Origin of the sequence: Serratia sp. BNK-33-b (genome assembly GCF_048684565.1) — a bacterium.
Classification (GTDB): Bacteria; Pseudomonadota; Gammaproteobacteria; order Enterobacterales; family Enterobacteriaceae; genus Serratia; species Serratia marcescens.
Genome location: NZ_JBLQTZ010000001.1, coordinates 4,214,290 through 4,231,351 on the forward strand (window position 1 = coordinate 4,214,290; position 17,062 = coordinate 4,231,351).

Annotated in this window: 16 protein-coding genes and 1 other annotated feature; of the genes, 8 read left to right on the plus strand and 8 right to left on the minus strand. The window is 60.2% G+C overall.

Annotated features, from left to right (window positions below; genetic code table 11):
* The 3 genes from thrA to ACMGGK_RS20350 form a co-directional block, all read right to left on the minus strand.
* Entirely contained in the window at positions 1 to 2,460 is a 2,460-nt protein-coding gene (thrA, locus tag ACMGGK_RS20340) for a bifunctional aspartate kinase/homoserine dehydrogenase I (protein ID WP_016929149.1), read from the minus strand.
* Positions 2,461 to 2,484: 24 nt separating this feature from the next.
* Positions 2,485 to 2,602 (minus strand) — a sequence feature (Thr leader region).
* The gene (gene thrL, locus ACMGGK_RS20345; RefSeq protein WP_071525951.1) at positions 2,541 to 2,627 is read right to left on the minus strand and encodes a thr operon leader peptide; all 87 of its coding nucleotides are present in this window, start codon (positions 2,625 to 2,627) and stop codon (positions 2,541 to 2,543) included. It overlaps the preceding feature by 62 nt.
* Positions 2,628 to 2,821: 194 nt before the next feature.
* The gene (locus ACMGGK_RS20350) at positions 2,822 to 3,508 is read right to left on the minus strand and encodes a tRNA/rRNA methyltransferase (protein ID WP_016929150.1); all 687 of its coding nucleotides are present in this window, start codon (positions 3,506 to 3,508) and stop codon (positions 2,822 to 2,824) included.
* A 629-nt stretch (positions 3,509 to 4,137) separates the two neighbouring features.
* On the opposite strand from ACMGGK_RS20350, the gene arcA reads away from it, so the two are divergent.
* The gene (arcA, locus tag ACMGGK_RS20355) at positions 4,138 to 4,854 is read left to right on the plus strand and encodes a two-component system response regulator ArcA (protein ID WP_004933003.1); all 717 of its coding nucleotides are present in this window, start codon (positions 4,138 to 4,140) and stop codon (positions 4,852 to 4,854) included.
* Between the two features lie 51 nt (positions 4,855 to 4,905).
* Here arcA and creA read toward each other — a convergent pair whose 3' ends face one another.
* Complete coding sequence (creA, locus tag ACMGGK_RS20360; RefSeq protein ID WP_004933005.1) at positions 4,906 to 5,385, minus strand: protein CreA; 480 nt, start codon at positions 5,383 to 5,385, stop codon at positions 4,906 to 4,908.
* Positions 5,386 to 5,727: 342 nt separating this feature from the next.
* On the opposite strand from creA, the gene robA reads away from it, so the two are divergent.
* On the plus strand, positions 5,728 to 6,597 hold the full coding sequence (gene robA / locus ACMGGK_RS20365) for an MDR efflux pump AcrAB transcriptional activator RobA (RefSeq protein ID WP_016929151.1): 870 nt from the start codon (positions 5,728 to 5,730) through the stop codon (positions 6,595 to 6,597).
* Here the strand turns inward: robA and gpmB are convergent.
* Entirely contained in the window at positions 6,594 to 7,241 is a 648-nt protein-coding gene (gpmB, locus tag ACMGGK_RS20370) for a 2,3-diphosphoglycerate-dependent phosphoglycerate mutase GpmB (RefSeq protein ID WP_176063695.1), read from the minus strand. The two genes, robA and gpmB, sit on opposite strands and share 4 nt — an antisense overlap.
* 101 nt (positions 7,242 to 7,342) lie before the next feature.
* Between gpmB and yjjX the strand changes: the two genes are divergently transcribed.
* Positions 7,343 to 7,861 (plus strand): inosine/xanthosine triphosphatase, encoded by a 519-nt coding sequence (gene yjjX, locus ACMGGK_RS20375; RefSeq protein WP_004933015.1) that lies wholly within the window; start codon positions 7,343 to 7,345, stop codon positions 7,859 to 7,861.
* A gap of 11 nt (positions 7,862 to 7,872) precedes the next feature.
* On the opposite strand, the gene trpR is transcribed toward yjjX, so the two are convergent.
* Together trpR and sltY are read right to left on the minus strand one after the other, a co-directional pair.
* Positions 7,873 to 8,202 carry a trp operon repressor gene (gene trpR / locus ACMGGK_RS20380; protein WP_016929152.1) on the minus strand — a complete coding sequence of 110 codons (330 nt, stop codon included), beginning with the start codon at positions 8,200 to 8,202 and terminating at the stop codon, positions 7,873 to 7,875.
* A gap of 54 nt (positions 8,203 to 8,256) precedes the next feature.
* Complete coding sequence (gene sltY / locus ACMGGK_RS20385) at positions 8,257 to 10,185, minus strand: murein transglycosylase (protein ID WP_016929153.1); 1,929 nt, start codon at positions 10,183 to 10,185, stop codon at positions 8,257 to 8,259.
* A 639-nt stretch (positions 10,186 to 10,824) separates the two neighbouring features.
* Between sltY and ACMGGK_RS20390 the strand changes: the two genes are divergently transcribed.
* The 4 genes from ACMGGK_RS20390 to ettA all read left to right on the plus strand — a co-directional run bounded on the left by ACMGGK_RS20390 (position 10,825) and on the right by ettA (position 15,020).
* Entirely contained in the window at positions 10,825 to 11,430 is a 606-nt protein-coding gene (locus ACMGGK_RS20390; RefSeq protein WP_420277158.1) for a YfiR family protein, read from the plus strand.
* The gene (locus tag ACMGGK_RS20395; RefSeq protein ID WP_016929154.1) at positions 11,427 to 12,674 is read left to right on the plus strand and encodes a diguanylate cyclase domain-containing protein; all 1,248 of its coding nucleotides are present in this window, start codon (positions 11,427 to 11,429) and stop codon (positions 12,672 to 12,674) included. Before ACMGGK_RS20390 ends, ACMGGK_RS20395 begins: the two co-directional genes overlap by 4 nt.
* A 38-nt stretch (positions 12,675 to 12,712) precedes the next feature.
* Positions 12,713 to 13,210 (plus strand): OmpA family protein, encoded by a 498-nt coding sequence (locus ACMGGK_RS20400; protein WP_016929155.1) that lies wholly within the window; start codon positions 12,713 to 12,715, stop codon positions 13,208 to 13,210.
* 142 nt (positions 13,211 to 13,352) lie between these two features.
* Positions 13,353 to 15,020 (plus strand): energy-dependent translational throttle protein EttA, encoded by a 1,668-nt coding sequence (gene ettA, locus ACMGGK_RS20405; protein ID WP_025159620.1) that lies wholly within the window; start codon positions 13,353 to 13,355, stop codon positions 15,018 to 15,020.
* Between the two features lie 30 nt (positions 15,021 to 15,050).
* On the opposite strand, the gene ACMGGK_RS20410 is transcribed toward ettA, so the two are convergent.
* Positions 15,051 to 15,962: a LysR family transcriptional regulator gene (locus ACMGGK_RS20410; protein ID WP_016929157.1), complete on the minus strand. Its 912-nt coding sequence runs from the start codon at positions 15,960 to 15,962 to the stop codon at positions 15,051 to 15,053.
* A gap of 97 nt (positions 15,963 to 16,059) precedes the next feature.
* Here ACMGGK_RS20410 and ACMGGK_RS20415 point away from each other — a divergent pair, with 97 nt between their 5' ends.
* The gene (locus ACMGGK_RS20415; RefSeq protein WP_420277159.1) at positions 16,060 to 17,061 is read left to right on the plus strand and encodes a zinc-binding alcohol dehydrogenase family protein; all 1,002 of its coding nucleotides are present in this window, start codon (positions 16,060 to 16,062) and stop codon (positions 17,059 to 17,061) included.
* The last annotated feature ends 1 nt before the right edge of the window (position 17,062 follow it).

Genomic DNA, 17,062 nt, shown 5'->3' on the forward strand with positions numbered 1-17,062 from the left:
TTAAACTCCCAACTTCCATGACAGTGTGCGCAGCAGATCGGCGAACACGCCCGCTGCGGTCACATCGTTACCGGCGCCGTAGCCACGCAGCACCAGCGGCAGCGGCTGATAATAACGGCTGTAGAAGGCCAGCGCGTTCTCGCCGTTCTTCACTTTATACAACGGATCGTTGCCGTCCACCGCCTCGATGCGCACCTTACAGCGCCCTTCGTCGATCAGACCGACATAGCGCAGCACCTTGCCTTGCTCGGCGGCATTGGCCACGTTGCGCGCGAACTCTTTATCCAGTTCCGGCAGCCGCGCCAGGAAATGGTCCACGTCGCCCGACGCGTCGAAGGACGGCGGCAGCACCGGCTCGACCTCGATATCGCTCAGCTCCAGCTTGTAACCGGCCTCGCGCGCCAGGATCAGCAGCTTGCGCGCCACGTCCATACCGGACAGATCGTCGCGCGGATCCGGCTCGGTGTAGCCATTGGCTCTGGCCTGCAGGGTCGCCGCCGACAGCGACAGCCCTTCGTCCAGCTTGCCGAAGATAAAGGACAGCGAGCCGGACAGGATGCCGGAGAAGCGCACCAGCTCATCGCCGGCGTTCAGCAGGTTTTGCAGGTTCTCAATCACCGGCAAACCGGCGCCGACGTTGGTGTCGTACAGGAACTTGCGGTGCGAACCGGCCGCGGCCGCGCGCAGTTGCTGATAATAGTTCATCGACGAGGTGTTGGCCTTTTTGTTCGGCGTTACCACATGGAAGCCGTCCGCCAGGAAGTCCACATATTGATCGGCCACCGCCTGGCTGGAGGTACAGTCGACGATCACCGGGTTCAGCAGGTGATACTCCTTCACCAGCCGGATCAGGCGGCCGAGATTGAACGGCTCCTGCGCGCCGGCCAGCTCGTCGCGCCAGCTGTCCAACGCGATGCCATGCACGTTGGTCAGCATCACGCGCGAGTTGGCGATGCCGCACACCCGCAGATCGATATGTTTTTGTTTCAGCCACGGCTGCTGGCGGTAGATCTGCTCGATCAGCGCCCCGCCGACGCCGCCGACGCCGATGACGAACACTTCGATCACCTGATCGGTGTTGAACAACATCTGGTGGCTGACGCGCACGCCGGTGGTAGCGGAGTCATTGCTGACCACCACCGAGATTGAACGTTCGGAAGAGCCCTGGGCGATGGCGACGATATTGATGTTGGCGCGCGCCAGCGCGGAGAAGAAGCGCGCGGAAATGCCACGCAGGGTGCGCATGCCGTCGCCGACCACCGAGATGATCGCCAGGCGCTCCATGACGTCCAGCGGATCCAGAACGCCGTCTTTCAATTCCAGATAGAACTCCTCCTCCAGCGCGCGGCGGGCGCGCTGCAGTTCGCCCTGCGGCACGCAGAAGCTGATGCTGTATTCGGAAGAGGATTGGGTGATCAGCACCACCGAAATGCCGGCGCGCGACATCACGGCGAACACCCGCGCGGCCATGCCGACCATGCCTTTCATGCCCGGGCCGGAGACGTTGATCATCGCCATATTGTTCAGGTTGGTGATGCCTTTCACCGGCATTGCGTCATCGGTGCTGTCTTTGCCGATCAGCGTGCCGGGGGCTTGCGGGTTAGAGGTGTTTTTAATCAGGCAAGGGATTTGGAACTGGGCAATCGGCGTGATGGTGCGAGGGTGCAGCACTTTGGCGCCGAAATAGGAAAGCTCCATCGCCTCCTGGTACGACATCGATTTCAGCAGCCTGGCGTCCGGCACGGTGCGCGGATCGCAGGTATATACGCCGTCGACGTCGGTCCAGATTTCGCAACAGTCGGCGCGCAGGCAGGCGGCCAGCACCGCGGCGGAATAGTCGGAGCCGTTGCGGCCCAGCACCACCAGCTCACCCTTATCGTTACCGGCGGTGAAACCGGCCATCAGCACGATGTGGTCGGCCGGGATCGCCGCTGCGGCGATGCGCAGCGTGGACTCGGCGATATCCACGGTAGACTCCAGGTAGTGGCCCTGCGCCAGCAGTTTCTCCACCGGGTTGATCACCGTGACCGGGTAGCCCTTGGCGCGGAACACCCCTTCCATGATGGCGATGGAGAGTTTTTCGCCGCGGCAGATGATCGCCGCGTTCACGCTGTCCGGGCACTGCCCCAGCAGCGAGACGCCGTGCAGCACCTGTTTGAGCTGCGCGAATTCCTGATCGACCACGCCTTTCAGGCGATCGTATTCAAAGCCCGGCAGCGCCTGCGCCAGCCCGCTCAGCAGGTCGGCAAAGATCCGCTCGGCGTCGCTGATATTCGGCAGAATGTCCTGGCCCGCCACCGTTTTGTCGATCATCGCCACCAGATGGTTGGTGATCTTTGCGGGGGCGGACAAGACCGTGGCTACCTGCCCTTGACGCGCATTACTCTCCATGATGTCGGCGACGCGCAGAAAACGTTCTGCATTCGCCACCGAGGTTCCGCCAAATTTCAGCACTCGCATGTGTGATCTCTCCGAATTTAAGCCGAAAAAAAAGCCCGCACTGATTAGGTGCGGGCTTTTTTCTGTGTTTCCTGTGCGCGTCAGCCCGCCCCGTTACCTGTGGTATCGGTGGTGGTAATAATTGTGGTTTTCAGGCTGATGTTGCGCATGTTGTCTGTCTGTCTCATGAAATACTCTGTCCCCTCTATTGGTTAAAGCAATCGCTATCCCAAGTCAAACTATTTCTTTTTTTTGCTTATTTTCCGTTCAGCGGCGGTAATGCGCGATGCAACAGGTGAAAAGCAAAATGACAGAACAAAAAAACAACTTAAAGCCGATTTACTAGTGGATCACGCTGGGTAACCGTCTGATGGAGCCGCTATCACTTGGCGAGTTTTTTTTCGATGTCGTGCAGCAGCGTATGCAGCATCGCCGTATCTCGCTGTTGCAGCGCGCCGAGGCGCTGGTGCAGCCAGTCGCGCAATTTTTGGTCATCGCCGACATCCAATGCGCTCAACAAGGCATCGGCGCGGCGGCGCAGCGCCTTAAGCTGCCCTTCCGACGCCGCCGTTTCCTGTGGCGTATTGACACCCATCAGGCTAGCCAGCTGGTAGCAGTACACCATCACCGCCTGGCCCAGGTTAAGCGACGGATAGTCCGCCTGCATCGGCACGCCGGTCAGCAAGTCCGCCAACGCCAGCTCTTCGTTGGTCAAGCCGGAATCTTCGCGGCCGAACACCAGCGCGGCCTGGCCGACCCACTGCTTACGCTCGCTCAGCTGTTCCAGCAGTTCGGGCGGCGTACAGTAGTAGTGAAAGCGCGCGCGGCTGCGGGCGGTAGTGGCGACGGTAAAATCCACGCCCGCCAGCGCCTGCTCTAGCGTGGCGAACGTTTGCACGCCGTCGAGGATCTCGCCGGCACCGTGCGCCACCCAGCGCGCCGCCGGCTGCAGGTGCGCCTCGCTGTCAACGATGCGCAACGACGTGAAGCCCATGGTTTTCATCGCGCGCGCCGCCGCGCCAACATTTTCCGGCCGCGCCGGAGCCACTAAAACAATATGAAGCTGCATCACTCTTCCACCGAAGGCGGGCCTGCGTTTTTGACGATGGCGCAGCGCCCGCTTATATTTACAATTACGTAACAATAAACGCGTTAATAGCAACAAACAAGATTAAACGGCTCGTTGCGCTAATAAACCCATCGTAATAGTCATTATTCGCGCTTATGTTTTACTGCGTTTATTTATCAATAAGTTAAAACAACGCGATGATCAATAAGCGAATAATTGTATCCTATCGGGCCGGATAATGCTGAATCGTTCACAGAATTTGAGGTTCTGTGACTTAAACTGGCATTTCTGTAAGTGTTTTTCACAAATCTGTTAACGTGCTACAATTGAATTTGATATATGTCAACAAAGCGTAGTTTTGTTGGGTGATGAATTCGGCACGCGCTGTTATATTGCTGTTAATGGGGTTAGGATATGCGCCGTTTCGGCACCCCAGGGGTTGTAGGGAACAGCATCCCCACCAGGCTAGCGATCTTGTTGACATGAGATGGAAAGTGCATCAAGAACGAGTTTACGTACTTTAGTCATTTGCTGAGAGGGAACGTGGCGCTATCTCTGCCCTCCTCTAAGAAAACAAAGACTTCTGTACTTCCGATTTTCTATTTTGTTGGCAATTTTAGGTAGCAAATATGCAGACCCCGCACATTCTGATTGTCGAAGACGAGTTAGTCACTCGTAACACCCTGAAGAGCATTTTCGAGGCGGAAGGCTACATTGTTCATGAAGCCAATGATGGTGCAGAGATGCACAATATCCTGTCTGAAAATGATATCAATCTGGTCATCATGGACATCAACCTGCCAGGCAAAAACGGCCTGCTGTTGGCGCGCGAACTGCGTGAACAGGCCAGCGTCGCCTTGATGTTCCTGACCGGTCGCGATAACGAAGTGGACAAAATCCTCGGCCTGGAAATCGGCGCCGACGATTACATCACCAAGCCGTTCAACCCGCGAGAGCTGACCATCCGCGCGCGCAACCTGCTGTCGCGCACCATGAACCTGGGCAGCCTGGGCGAAGAGCGCCGCCTGGTCGAGAGCTACAAGTTCAATGGGTGGGAGCTGGACATCAACAGCCGTTCTTTGATCAGCCCAGCCGGCGAACAATACAAGCTGCCGCGCAGCGAATTCCGCGCCATGCTGCACTTCTGCGAAAACCCGGGCAAGATCCAGTCGCGCGGCGAACTGCTGAAGAAAATGACCGGCCGCGAGCTGAAGCCGCATGACCGCACCGTGGACGTCACCATCCGTCGCATTCGCAAACACTTCGAATCGACGCCGGACACGCCGGAAATCATCGCCACCATTCACGGCGAAGGCTACCGCTTCTGCGGCGATCTGGAAGAGTAATTCCGGCCTGCCGTCATGAAAACGGGGTTCAGCATGCTGAACCCCGTTTTTTTATTTCGTCTCAGCCCACGGCATGATCGGCACCGCGCTCAACGCGTTCTTCGGCGAACCGTCGATCACCTTGTCGGAGTAGCTCAGGTAAATCAACGAATTGCGCTTGGCGTCATAGAAGCGCACCACCTGCAACTTCTTGAACACCAGCGAGGTGCGTTTCTGGAACACCACATCGCCTTCCGCCTTGCCGTTTTTGATCTTGTCGCTCAGCTCGATAGGCCCCACCTGTTGGCAGGAAATGGCCGCGTCGGCGGTGTCCTCCGCCAGCCCCAGGCCGCCTTTGATGCCGCCGGTTTTGGCGCGGCTGATATAACAAGTTACATTTTTAACGTCCGGATCATCGAACGCTTCCACCACGATTTTGTGGTCCGGCCCCAACAATTTAAACACCGTATCAACGGAGCCCACCTGCTCCGCCTGCGCGCTGCCAACGGTTGCGCAAACCAAACCGAATAAAAATATCCAGCTTTTTTTCATTTACTTAACTCCGGTATAACCTTGCTGCAAAAATAGGTTCGGCGGTCGCCATTATTTATGTCTAAGCTCACGGAATCGGTTTTTTACGGGTCCGCACCGTCCGTTTTAGCACAGAGCGTGACAAAAATCTTTGAGAGTCGCGGAGTAAAAAAATTGCTATGATGCGGCGTCGTTATTTCTTTGCGCCCACTACGGTGTACCCCAATCCAACTCTGGCGCGGCATGCGCAGCAGAGGCAAAGAGTGCAACGCATAATGGCTCATGGATCGGTCTGATAGCGCAGCACCAGCGTGACGAATCAACAGTTCGGGTTCCTACCCCCAAGCTTTACGAGGAAGATCTATGGATCAAGCCGGTATCATTCGTGATCTGCTTAGCTGGCTGGAAAGCCATTTGGACCAACCCTTGTCGCTGGATAACGTGGCGGCCAAGGCAGGCTACTCCAAATGGCATCTGCAACGGATGTTCAAAGATATTACCGGTAACGCCATCGGTGCTTACATCCGGGCAAGGAGGCTGTCCAAAGCCGCCGTCGCGCTGCGTTTGACCAGCCGGCCGATTTTGGATATCGCCCTGCAATATCGCTTCGACTCGCAGCAGACCTTCACCCGCGCCTTCAAAAAACAGTTTGCGCAGACGCCGGCGCTGTACCGCCGCGCCGAAGACTGGAACGCATTCGGCATCTGTCCGCCGATCCGTCTGGGAGCCTTCACCCTGCCGCAGCCGGAATTCGTCTCGCTGCCGGACAAGCGCCTGGTCGGCCTGACCCAGAGCTACTCCTGTACGCTGGAACAGATCACCACCGTGCGCACCGAACTGCGCTCACAGTTCTGGCGTCAGTTCCTCGGTGACGTCGAAACCCTGCCGCCGGTGCTGTACGGGCTGCACCACTCGCGACCGAGCCAAGAGAAGGACGACGAACAGGAAGTGCTGTACACCACGGCGCTGGAGCCGGATCAGGTGCCTGACAAGGTACAGGAAGGCCAGCCGCTGGTGTTGCCGGGCGGTGAGTTTGCGATGTTCAGCTACGAAGGGCCCACCGAGGGACTGCAAGACTTTATTCTGACGGTCTACGGCACCTGCCTGCCGGCGCTCCAGCTGACGCGCCGCAAAGGGCACGACATCGAGCGCTTCTATCCGAAAGGCGAGCGCCGTCCGCATCAGGCGCCTATCGAGATCAAGTGCGATTACCTGATCCCGATTCGGCGTTAACGCTGCAGTTCGTCCAACGCGGGCATGTCCAAATGCGTGACATCGCCCGCCGTTTCCACGATCCAGCCGGAAGCCAGCCAAGGGCTCTGCTGGTGATCGACGCGCGACAGTGAGCAGTTGCGCAAGCGCAGACGGCGTTCCGCATAGGCCGGCAGCCCCAGCACCGTACTGATCAAACACCCCAACGCGATGCCATGACTGACGAGCAGCGGCTTGCTGCCTTCAGGCAGCATCAGGCAACTATCCAGCGCGGCGCGCATGCGCTCGCCCAGCTCCTCCATGGATTCGCCTTGAGGGATACGGCCGTCAGGAGTACCATCGACCATCTGTTTGCGCCACTGCTCTTCCTGCGACGTCAAACTGTCGATCAGGCGTTCTTCCAGAACCCCCATGTGCAGCTCACGCAAACGCGGATCGCTAATCACTTCGCAGCCACAGGCGTCGGCGATGATCTGCGCGGTGCGCCGCGTGCGCCCCAGATCGCTGGTAATGATGTGCGTAATGCCTTCTTTGCTGACGCGCCTGGCGACCAGACGGGCCTGGTGTTCCCCCATGGCGGTTAACGGGCTGTCGGACTGACCCTGGATACGGCGAGCCGCGTTCCATTCCGTTTCGCCATGGCGAACGAGGTATACCTGTAACATTTTTGTTTTCCGTTATACTGCGTGAAATTTGCATTTATCCCCGGCCCGGTGGCGCTTTTGCCGCTGCCCGGCGTATCGGCCAGAAGGATATCAAACCCGTTATGTACCATGTTGTCGCTGCAACTACCAACCCGGCAAAGATCAAGGCTATTCAACTCGCCTTCGATGACGTCTTTGGCGCGGGCCAATACCGCATTGAATCCGTTGACGTCGCCAGCGGCGTCTCGCTGCAGCCGATAGGCAACCACGAAACCCGCACCGGTTCGCGTCAACGCGTCATGGAAGCGCGCCAGGTCAGGCCCGAGGCCGATTTTTGGGTCGGCGTGGAAGCCGGGATTGAAGAGAATATGACCTTCGCCTGGATGACCATCGAGAACCCGCACATCCGTGGCGAATCCCGCTCGGCGAGCCTGATGCTGCCGGAGGTCATCTTACAAGGTATTCGCGCCGGTCGCGAATTGGGCAGCGAAATGGCGGCGATCACCGGCAACGCCGAGGTGAAACGTCAGGGCGGCGCCATCGGCGTCTTCACCGACGGCCGGCTGAGCCGCACCAGCGTTTACCACCAGGCGCTGCTGCTGGCGCTGGTGCCGTTCCACAACGCCATCTATCAGCAATAACGCTGAGTCTGCTAGGGCGCGTCGTGCAACAGCTGCTGCTCAAGCCACTGTTTCAGCGCGGGTGAAGCCGCTTTCAGGCTGTTCGATCCGCGGGTGATGGTGGCGATCCCCGCGCCCAGTTCATTTTTTAACTCGCGCTGGCTCATCTCGCCGCGCATCAGTTCCTGAATGATCCGCACCCGGGTGCCCAGCGCGGTGCGCTCGTCCGGCGTCAACATCAGCTGCAGCAGCGGTTGATGCAGTTCTTGCGCAAAGGAATTCTGCAGCAGCGCGACGAAGCGCAGCCAATCCTCATTGCCTTGTTCTGAAAGAGCGGGGTCGTTTAACGATAATTGCGTCATGGCAGCCACCATACTATTTAACTAGTACAGCAGCATACCATAGGGCCGTCAAAATCAATAACGTCTCTGCCACTCGGCGTCGGTCAGCACCTTGGCCGGCCGGTGCGTCAGATAACGGTAAAATGCATCATAAGCCAGCACGTTCTTGACGTAGCCGCGGGTTTCAGAGAACGGAATGCTTTCGATGAATGCCACCGGATCGATCCGCCCCGCGCTGTTGCCCAGCCAGGTATTCACCCGCGACGGGCCGGCATTATAGGCGGCGCTCGACAGAATGCGGTTGCGGCCAAACTGCTGATAGACCGACTCCAGATAGCTGGTGCCGATGGTGATATTGGTCTGCGGATCGAACAGTTGGCTCGGGCCGACATAGCCGGGAATATTGTACATCTGCACCGTATGCTGCGCGGTGCGCGGCATCACCTGCATCAGGCCGGTAGCGCCAACCGGCGACTGCGCTTTCGGATTCCAGGCGCTCTCCTGACGCGCGATCGCCATCGCGTAGCTGGTGGTGATCCCCTTGTCATCGGTCGCGCGGCGGAACTCCTGCGGCCAGGCGACCGGGAAACGCTCCTCCAGATGATCCCACAGCTTGCCGACGATGGTCGCCTGCACGCTCAGATCGGCCCATTTTTGCTCAAAGGCGTAGCGCGCCAGCGCTTCTTGTTCCGGCCGGCTGCGGCTGGCGACATACGAGCCCCACTCGCTGCGGGCCAGGTTGTCCATATTCCAGTACATCAGCTCACGCACCCGGGCGACCTCCGGCCCGTCGACCAGCGACGTGCGCGGCTTGGCCGCCACCGCCACCATCACCGGATAAGTGGCGTTCAGCTTCTGCGCCGCGACCATCGGATAGAAGCCGCGTTCGGTCATCAGGTTACGCAACATCTCCTCGCCTTCGGCGCGTTTGCCTTCGTCCATCAGTTGACTGGCGCGCCAGTAGCGCCACTCATCCTTGTTGCGCGACTCTTCCGGCAGGCGGGCCAGCCAGGTCGCGACGCCCTGCCGATCGCCGTTGCCCAACGCCATGCGTACTCGGCGCTCCAACAGCGAAGGCGAACGGCTGCGCAGAATCACCTGATCGCGCCACTGCGCCTGCTCGTAGGTAGCGTCGCTGCCCATCAGGCGCCAGGCCACCGCCTCTTCCAACCCCAGCCGTTCGTCGTCGCTCATTTTCTGCAACCGCGCGAGCGTCGGGATCATCGCCCGCGCGTTTTCCACATCCTGCCGCGCCAGGCGTTCAAAGGCGATGCCGGTGGCGGCACGGGTAAAGTCAGTCGGCCCCACGCTGCGGGCGAAGGCTTCCACGGTGGTCGGATCGTTTTGCAAGCGCACCAGGGCGTTGCCCATGGTTTGATAGTCGGCCGGCAACTGGCCGTAAAGGTTGCTGACCAGCGAACTGTTACCCTCTTTCAACGCCAGCTTCATGCGCGCCAGAATATCCAGCGGCGTTTGCTTGCCTGCGCCGCGCCAGACGCTGAACAGACGATCGCAGGCGCTCGGCAACGTTTTGCCGTTCAGCCACAGTTCATCGGCGCCGCTCCAGGCCGCCTGCTGGTCACCGGTAGCCCATTTGGCGTAGTAATAGTTGCAGCGCGCAGCCACCGGTTTGGGCGGCTGCGCGCTGAAGGCCAACAGGGTGCGCCAGTCTTCGCGCCGCGCCAGTTCATTGACGAAGCGCGGCACCAGTGATTTCGCCGGCGGCAGCGTCGGGTGGCGTTTGATAAAGTCGTTCACCTCGGAGAACCCCGCCTGGCTCAGATCCTGTGTCAGCTCGCGGTATTCCAGGTAAGGATAAAGCGGGTAATCGCGCAGCGTCGGCATCAGCTGCGCCACCACGTCCATTTGATTGCCGTCCCACGCCTGTTTGATCTGCTGGTAACGCTGACGTTGCGCATCCAGAGAATCCGCCAGCGCCGCGCCTGAAAACGCCGTCAGACACAGGCCCATTGCCAACAGCCGTCGCTTGTCCACCTTGACCATCCTCGCTCTTTCCTCACTGGTTGTACCGCAGGAGCCGCCCAGCTCCCCGGTGACCGCCGCACCACGGCGCCGCGGGACAAAATAAAGCCGGGCGCACGGCCCGGACGCGGATATCTACCATAGACAGCGCAATCGCTTATCCATTCAATACTGTAGAAGAAGAAGTGTATCGCCATGACGGGGGCCAGGTAAAAAACGTTTACTTTGGCTGACAAATCAGGCCGGCGGGATATTTCCAGCCACCGGATTTTTATTAGCTGCCCCGGCACTTATTGGAGAAGTAAAATACTTTTTAATTATTAGCCATCACATTATTGCATTTTCGACATGACGCCGCCGTTGCGCAAATCGCCTGACAGCAGGCTAAACGCGCCAACTTTGCAGAAAAGCGGTGGCAAACCCGGGTGGGCATTTTTATACTATCAAAAATAAGTAAGATAATTCCGAGAAAACAGCACATAAAGCGCCCAACGAAGACATCTTATAATACAATCCGCGCCAATTATGGGTTAGATAGTGTTCATTAGGCAGTGCGACTGACAGCTTTCAGCAAAACGATTGTCCCTTCAAGCGGGCCGGATTTTTCCTTGTCAGGCCACGGCCTGCGGGCGGTGGATCAGGCCGGAATGGCGGGTGAAGATGGTGAATAAGACCGCGATAGCGATGCGTTGCGCAAAAAGCCCCGAACCGGGCTTCCTTGACGCACGCCTGAATATCGGCCGCCTGCTGCTGATCGTTTTGTTGGTGCTGCTGACGTTGTCCGAGCCTGCGCACGCCGCCGCTGATCCCTATCAAAAGCGCACGCACGCCGTGACGACCGTGGTGGTAGGCATCATCAGCTACGCACGCTGGTCGCGTGAACCCAATCCGATCCGCTTGTGCGTGACCGCACCCACCCAGTATGCCGAAGGGCTGTTCGATCCGATCCTGCTGAGCGCGCCGCGTCCGATTAAAGCCCAGCGCGTGCCGTTCGACAGCCCAACGCTGAGTACCGGCTGTGATGTCATCTACTTAGGGAACATCACCGCCGCGCAGAGACAAAATTTCATGCAGCGCATTTCCGGCAACTCCATTCTCAGCATCAGCGAGAACGATAGCGAATGCTCCGCCGGCAGCGCATTTTGCCTGCAGATTGATGGGGACCAGGCCAGCTTCAAGGTCAACCTGGATGCTCTGGCGCGCAGCGGCGTGCGCGTTCACCCCAACGTGCTGCAGCTGGCACGCAAACAGGCGCCGCCGCTATGAGGCTGTTGCGTAGAAACCGCTCCGGCAATGCGCGCCCGACGCTGGGCCGAGTGCTGCAGCGTGTGCATCTTGGGCTGGCGCTGATCGCCGTCGGCACCGCCGGCATCTTTTTGACGCTGGTGGCGCTGTTTGCGCTGCGCGCCTATGCCAATCACAACCTGCACCTGATCGCGCGCTCCATCAGCTATACCGTCGAGGCCGCCGTGGTGTTTGAAGACCGCACCGCCGCGCGCGAAGCGCTGATGCTGATATCCTCCAATGAAGAGGTGTCGGACGCGCGGATCCTCGACAACAACGGCAAGATGCTGGCCAACTGGCGCCATCCTACCGATGGGCCGCTGCACGGCCTGGAGCAAATCGTTGCGCACTGGGCGCTGCCCGAACCGGTCATTCTGCCTATCACCCACGAGGGCAAACAGGTCGGCCAGGTCTGGCTGAGCGGCAACGGCGGCAGCCTGCTGCGTTTCCTGTTGCGCGGCATGGTCGGCATGATCGCCTGCCTGGTGCTCAGCACCCTGTGCGCCCTGGTGTTGTCGCGCCGCATGCTGGTCGGCATCGTCAGTTCGCTGGACGACATCGCCAACGTGGCGCATGCAGTGCGCCGCGATCGCACTTTCGGCCTGCGGGTGCCGTCGGCGCCTATCGCCGAGCTGCATGAGCTCAGCAACGATTTCAACGGCTTGCTCGACGAGCTGGAGGCCTGGCAGGCCCATCTGAAGCAGGAAAACGACTCGCTGGCTCACCGGGCGACGCACGACAGCCTGACCGGCTTGCCGAACCGCGCCTTCTTCGAAGGGAGGCTGAGCCGGGCGCTGGGCGATATCGAACCGCCGGCGAAATTGGCGGTGCTGTTTATCGACGGCGATCGCTTCAAGGAGGTGAACGACAGTTACGGCCACGCCGCAGGCGATGCGGTGCTGACCACCATTGCCGGGCGCATTCGCGCGCAGTTGCGCGAGACCGATCTGGTCGCCCGCCTGGGAGGGGATGAATTCGCCGTGCTGTTGGCGCCGGTACACGGCACGGAAGATGTCTTGCAGATCGCTGACAACATCATCGACTGCATGACGCAACCGGTCATTTTGCCGAACGACGAGGCGGTCATCACCTCTCTGAGTATCGGTATTGCGCTGTACCCTGATCACGCGTCGACGCCTCAGGGTCTTTTGCACGAAGCTGACGATGCGATGTATCAGGCAAAGCATCGTTATAACGGAGGCTGGCGGCTGGCTATACATAAATAAGAGCCCCGGCTATAACACTTGAACTAGGGATTTTGACTATGATACAGCAACTGTTTAAAGGTCGTTTTTCACTGCTGGCGATGGCGTTCGTCGCCCTGCTGGCGCTCGCCGGCTGCCAGAGCAAACCGCAGGGCCTGACGCCCGAGCAGGTTGCGCTGCTGCAATCGCAGGGCTTCAAACTGACCGACAACGGCTGGGAGTTCGGCCTGTCGGATAAGGTGCTGTTCGGCAACAACATCGGCAAGCTGAACCCGGAAAGCACCGAGACGGTGCAGAAGATGGGCCGTGCGCTGCTGAGCGTCGGCATCACCAAGTTCCGCCTGGACGGCCATACCGACAACTACGGTGAAGACAGCTATAACGATCAGCTTTCCCTGCGCCGCGCCGATGCGGTGGCCGATCTGCTGGCCAGCGTCGGCATTCCGCGCGCCAATATCGAAACCCGCGGCATGGGCAAGCGCGATCCCGTTGCCGATAACCGCACCTCCAGCGGCCGCGCGGAAAACCGCCGCGTCGCGATCGTCGTCACGCCATAAGCCACCAATATGCGCCTTTATCGGCGCATAAACGGTTATACTTGGCGATCGCTGAGCGATGTCTGGGATCCGAGATCGAAACGGGCTACACTCATGCCGCCAGACATCCTATAAATACTGATATAGAGAGGCTTAGAGCAACGTGGCTCAATACGTCTATACCATGCACCGCGTCGGCAAGGTGGTACCGCCGAAGCGTCATATTTTGAAAAACATCTCCCTGAGCTTCTTCCCTGGGGCCAAAATCGGCGTGCTGGGCCTGAACGGCGCCGGTAAGTCCACCCTGCTGCGCATCATGGCCGGCATCGATACCGATATCGAAGGGGAAGCGCGCCCGCAGCCGGGCATCAAGATCGGTTACCTGCCGCAGGAGCCGCAGCTTAACCTCGAACACACCGTGCGTGAATCGGTGGAAGAAGCGCTGGCGGAAGTGGTCGGCGCGCTGAAGCGCCTGGACGAAGTGTACGCGCTGTACGCGGAAGAAGGCGCAGACTTCGACAAGCTGGCCGCCGAACAGGGCCGCCTGGAAGAGATCATTCAGGCGCACGACGGTCACAACCTCAACGCCCAGCTGGAACGCGCCGCCGATGCGCTGCGCCTGCCGGACTGGGACGCCAAAATCGCCCACCTGTCCGGGGGTGAACGCCGCCGCGTCGCGCTGTGCCGCCTGCTGCTGGAAAAGCCGGACATGCTGCTGCTGGACGAACCGACCAACCACCTGGACGCCGAGTCCGTGGCCTGGCTGGAACGCTTCCTGCACGACTTTGAAGGCACCGTGGTGGCGATCACCCACGACCGTTACTTCCTGGATAACGTGGCCGGCTGGATCCTCGAACTCGACCGCGGCGAAGGCATTCCGTGGGAAGGCAACTACTCGTCCTGGCTGGAGCAGAAAGACGCGCGTCTGGCGCAGGAAGCGTCCGCCGAAGCCGCTCGTCGCAAGTCGATCGAGAAAGAGCTGGAGTGGGTGCGTCAGGGCGCCAAAGGCCGTCAGTCCAAAGGCAAGGCCCGCCTGGCCCGCTTTGAAGAGCTGAACAACACCGAATACCAGAAACGTAACGAAACCAACGAACTGTTCATTCCACCTGGCGCGCGCCTGGGCGATAAAGTGGTCGAAGTCAGCAACCTGCGCAAGTCTTATGGCGACCGCCTGCTGATCGACGACCTGTCGTTCTCGGTGCCGAAAGGGGCAATCGTCGGCATCATCGGCCCGAACGGCGCGGGTAAATCCACGCTGTTCCGCATGATGTCCGGTCAGGAGCAGCCTGATTCCGGCAGCATCGTGCTGGGCGACACCGTCAAACTCGCTTCCGTCGATCAGTTCCGCGACAGCATGGACGGTTCGAAAACCGTCTGGGAAGAAGTCTCCGGCGGGCAGGACATCATGCGCATCGGCAACACCGAGATGCCGAGCCGCGCCTATGTCGGGCGCTTCAACTTCAAGGGCGTCGATCAGGGCAAACGCGTGGGCGAGCTGTCCGGCGGTGAGCGTGGCCGTCTGCACCTGGCCAAGCTGCTGCAGGTTGGCGGCAACGTGCTGCTGCTCGATGAACCGACCAACGACCTGGATATCGAAACCCTGCGCGCGCTGGAAAACGCCCTGCTGGAATTCCCTGGCTGCGCCATGGTGATCTCGCACGACCGTTGGTTCCTCGATCGTATCGCCACCCACATCCTGGACTACCAGGACGAGGGCAAGGTGGAATTCTTCGAAGGCAACTTCACCGAGTACGAAGAGTACAAGAAGCGCACGCTGGGCGCCGATGCGCTCGAGCCGCACCGCATCAAGTACAAAAAGATCGCCAAGTAATGCCCAAGGCGCCGCATGCGGCGCCTTTTTTTACCCCCGCGCCAACTCGCGCGCGTAATCGTCGAACGCCGGGTGCTGCAGCACCACATCGATGAAACAAGCCAGCGCCGGGGAGTTCAGCTTGCGGCTCGGGTAGACCAGATACAGCTCGTTCCCTTCCGCACGCCACGCCGGCAACACCTCCACCAACAGCTTCTGCGCCACCACCTCGCGGCTGAGAAACGCCGGCAGCAACGTGATGCCGGCACCGGCAATGGCGCATTCGCGCGCATACAGCAGGTTGTCGGTGGTGTGCGCCAGCGGCAGCTGCCAACGATAGTAGTCATCGCCGCAGCGCAGGTTCCAGGCCGTCCAGGCGCGGTGGGCGATGCAACGATGCTGCTGCAGTTGCTGCGGATGTTCGATCGGCGGGTGCTGCGCCAGGTAGGACGGCGCCGCCAGCAGATAGCGCGGCGCGTACCCGAGGCGTCGGCCGATCAGCGAAGAATCCTGCGGCTTGCCGGTGCGCAGCGCGGCGTCGTAACCTTCCTGCACCAGATCCACCATGGCGTCGGACACCGACACCTCCAGCGAAACGTCCGGATACTGGCGCTGAAAATCCGCCGCCAGCCGCGCCACCAGGGTCGCCCCCAGCCCGGCCGGCGTCGAGATGCGCAGGCGCCCGCTCGGGTTATCGCGCAGCCGCTGCAACGCCAGATCGGCGCGTTCGGCAGCGGACATCATCGCCTGACAATGCTCCAGATAACGCTCGCCGGCGAAGGTCAGGTTCAGCTGGCGCGTGGTGCGATTGAGCAAGCGCAGCCCCAGCGTCTGCTCAAGCTGGCTGATGCGCTGGCTGACGCTGGATTTCGGCAACCCGACGCGCTGCGCGGCGGCGGTGAAGCTGCCGCACTCCGCCACCAGCGCGAACAGCGCCATATCCTGCAGCTGTTTGAATTCCATTGTTCACCTTAAACGAACACTCCGTTAGATATTGTCCATCTTATCACCCCACTGCCGCGGGTCTACACTGGGGGCATCATTTGAAAGGAGTACAATCATGTCGATAAAAGCCATTGCCGTAGACCCGCAGAACCCCGCCAGTTTCATCGAAATCTCACCGGAGATGCCGGTTCCCGGCCAGTACGATCTGCTGGTGGAAGTGAAAGCGGCGTCGGTCAACCCGGTGGACACCAAAGTGCACGCCGGCCTGCAGAAAAGCGGCCTGCAGCAGCCGCGCGTCCTCGGCTGGGACGCCAGCGGCATCGTGGTGGGCGTGGGCAGCAGCGTCAGCGGCTTCAAGCCCGGCGATGAAGTGTGGTACGCCGGCGACATCACCCGCCCCGGCAGCAACAGCAGTCACCAACTGATCGACTCACGCATCGCCGCGCACAAACCGCGCAGCCTGAACTGGGCCGAGTCCGCCGCCATGCCGCTCACCGCCCTCACCGCCTGGGAGGCGCTGTTCGAACACCTGAACATTCAGGACGCGCAGGAGCACAAGACGCTGCTGATCATCGGCGGCGCCGGCGGGGTCGGCTCGCTGGCCATTCCGCTGGCCGCATTGCGCAGCAAGGTGAAAGTGATCGCCACCGCATCAAGACCTGAATCCGCCGCCTGGTGCCGTGAGCGCGGCGCCGATCTGGTGGTGGACTACCGCGATCTGAAGGGCAACCTGGCGCAGCACGGCATCGAGCAGGTGGATTACATCCTGTGTCTGAACGATACCGACGGCCACTGGCCGGCGATGGCCGAACTGATCGCGCCGCTCGGCCATATCTGCACCATCGTTGAGAACGCGCAGCCGTTGGATCAAAACGCGCTGAAGCTGAAAAGCGCCGCGCTGCACTGGGAGTTCATGTTCACCCGCAGCATGTTCACCACCCCGGATATCGCGCAGCAGGGCAAGATCCTGCAGCAGGTGGCGCAGCTGCTGGACGAGGGCAAGCTGAGCACCACGCTGAGCGAAACCCTGCACGGGCTGTCGGTAGACACGCTGACCGCCGCGCATCAACAGCTGCTCGGCGGCCATATGCAAGGCAAGCTGGTCATCGCTTACTGAG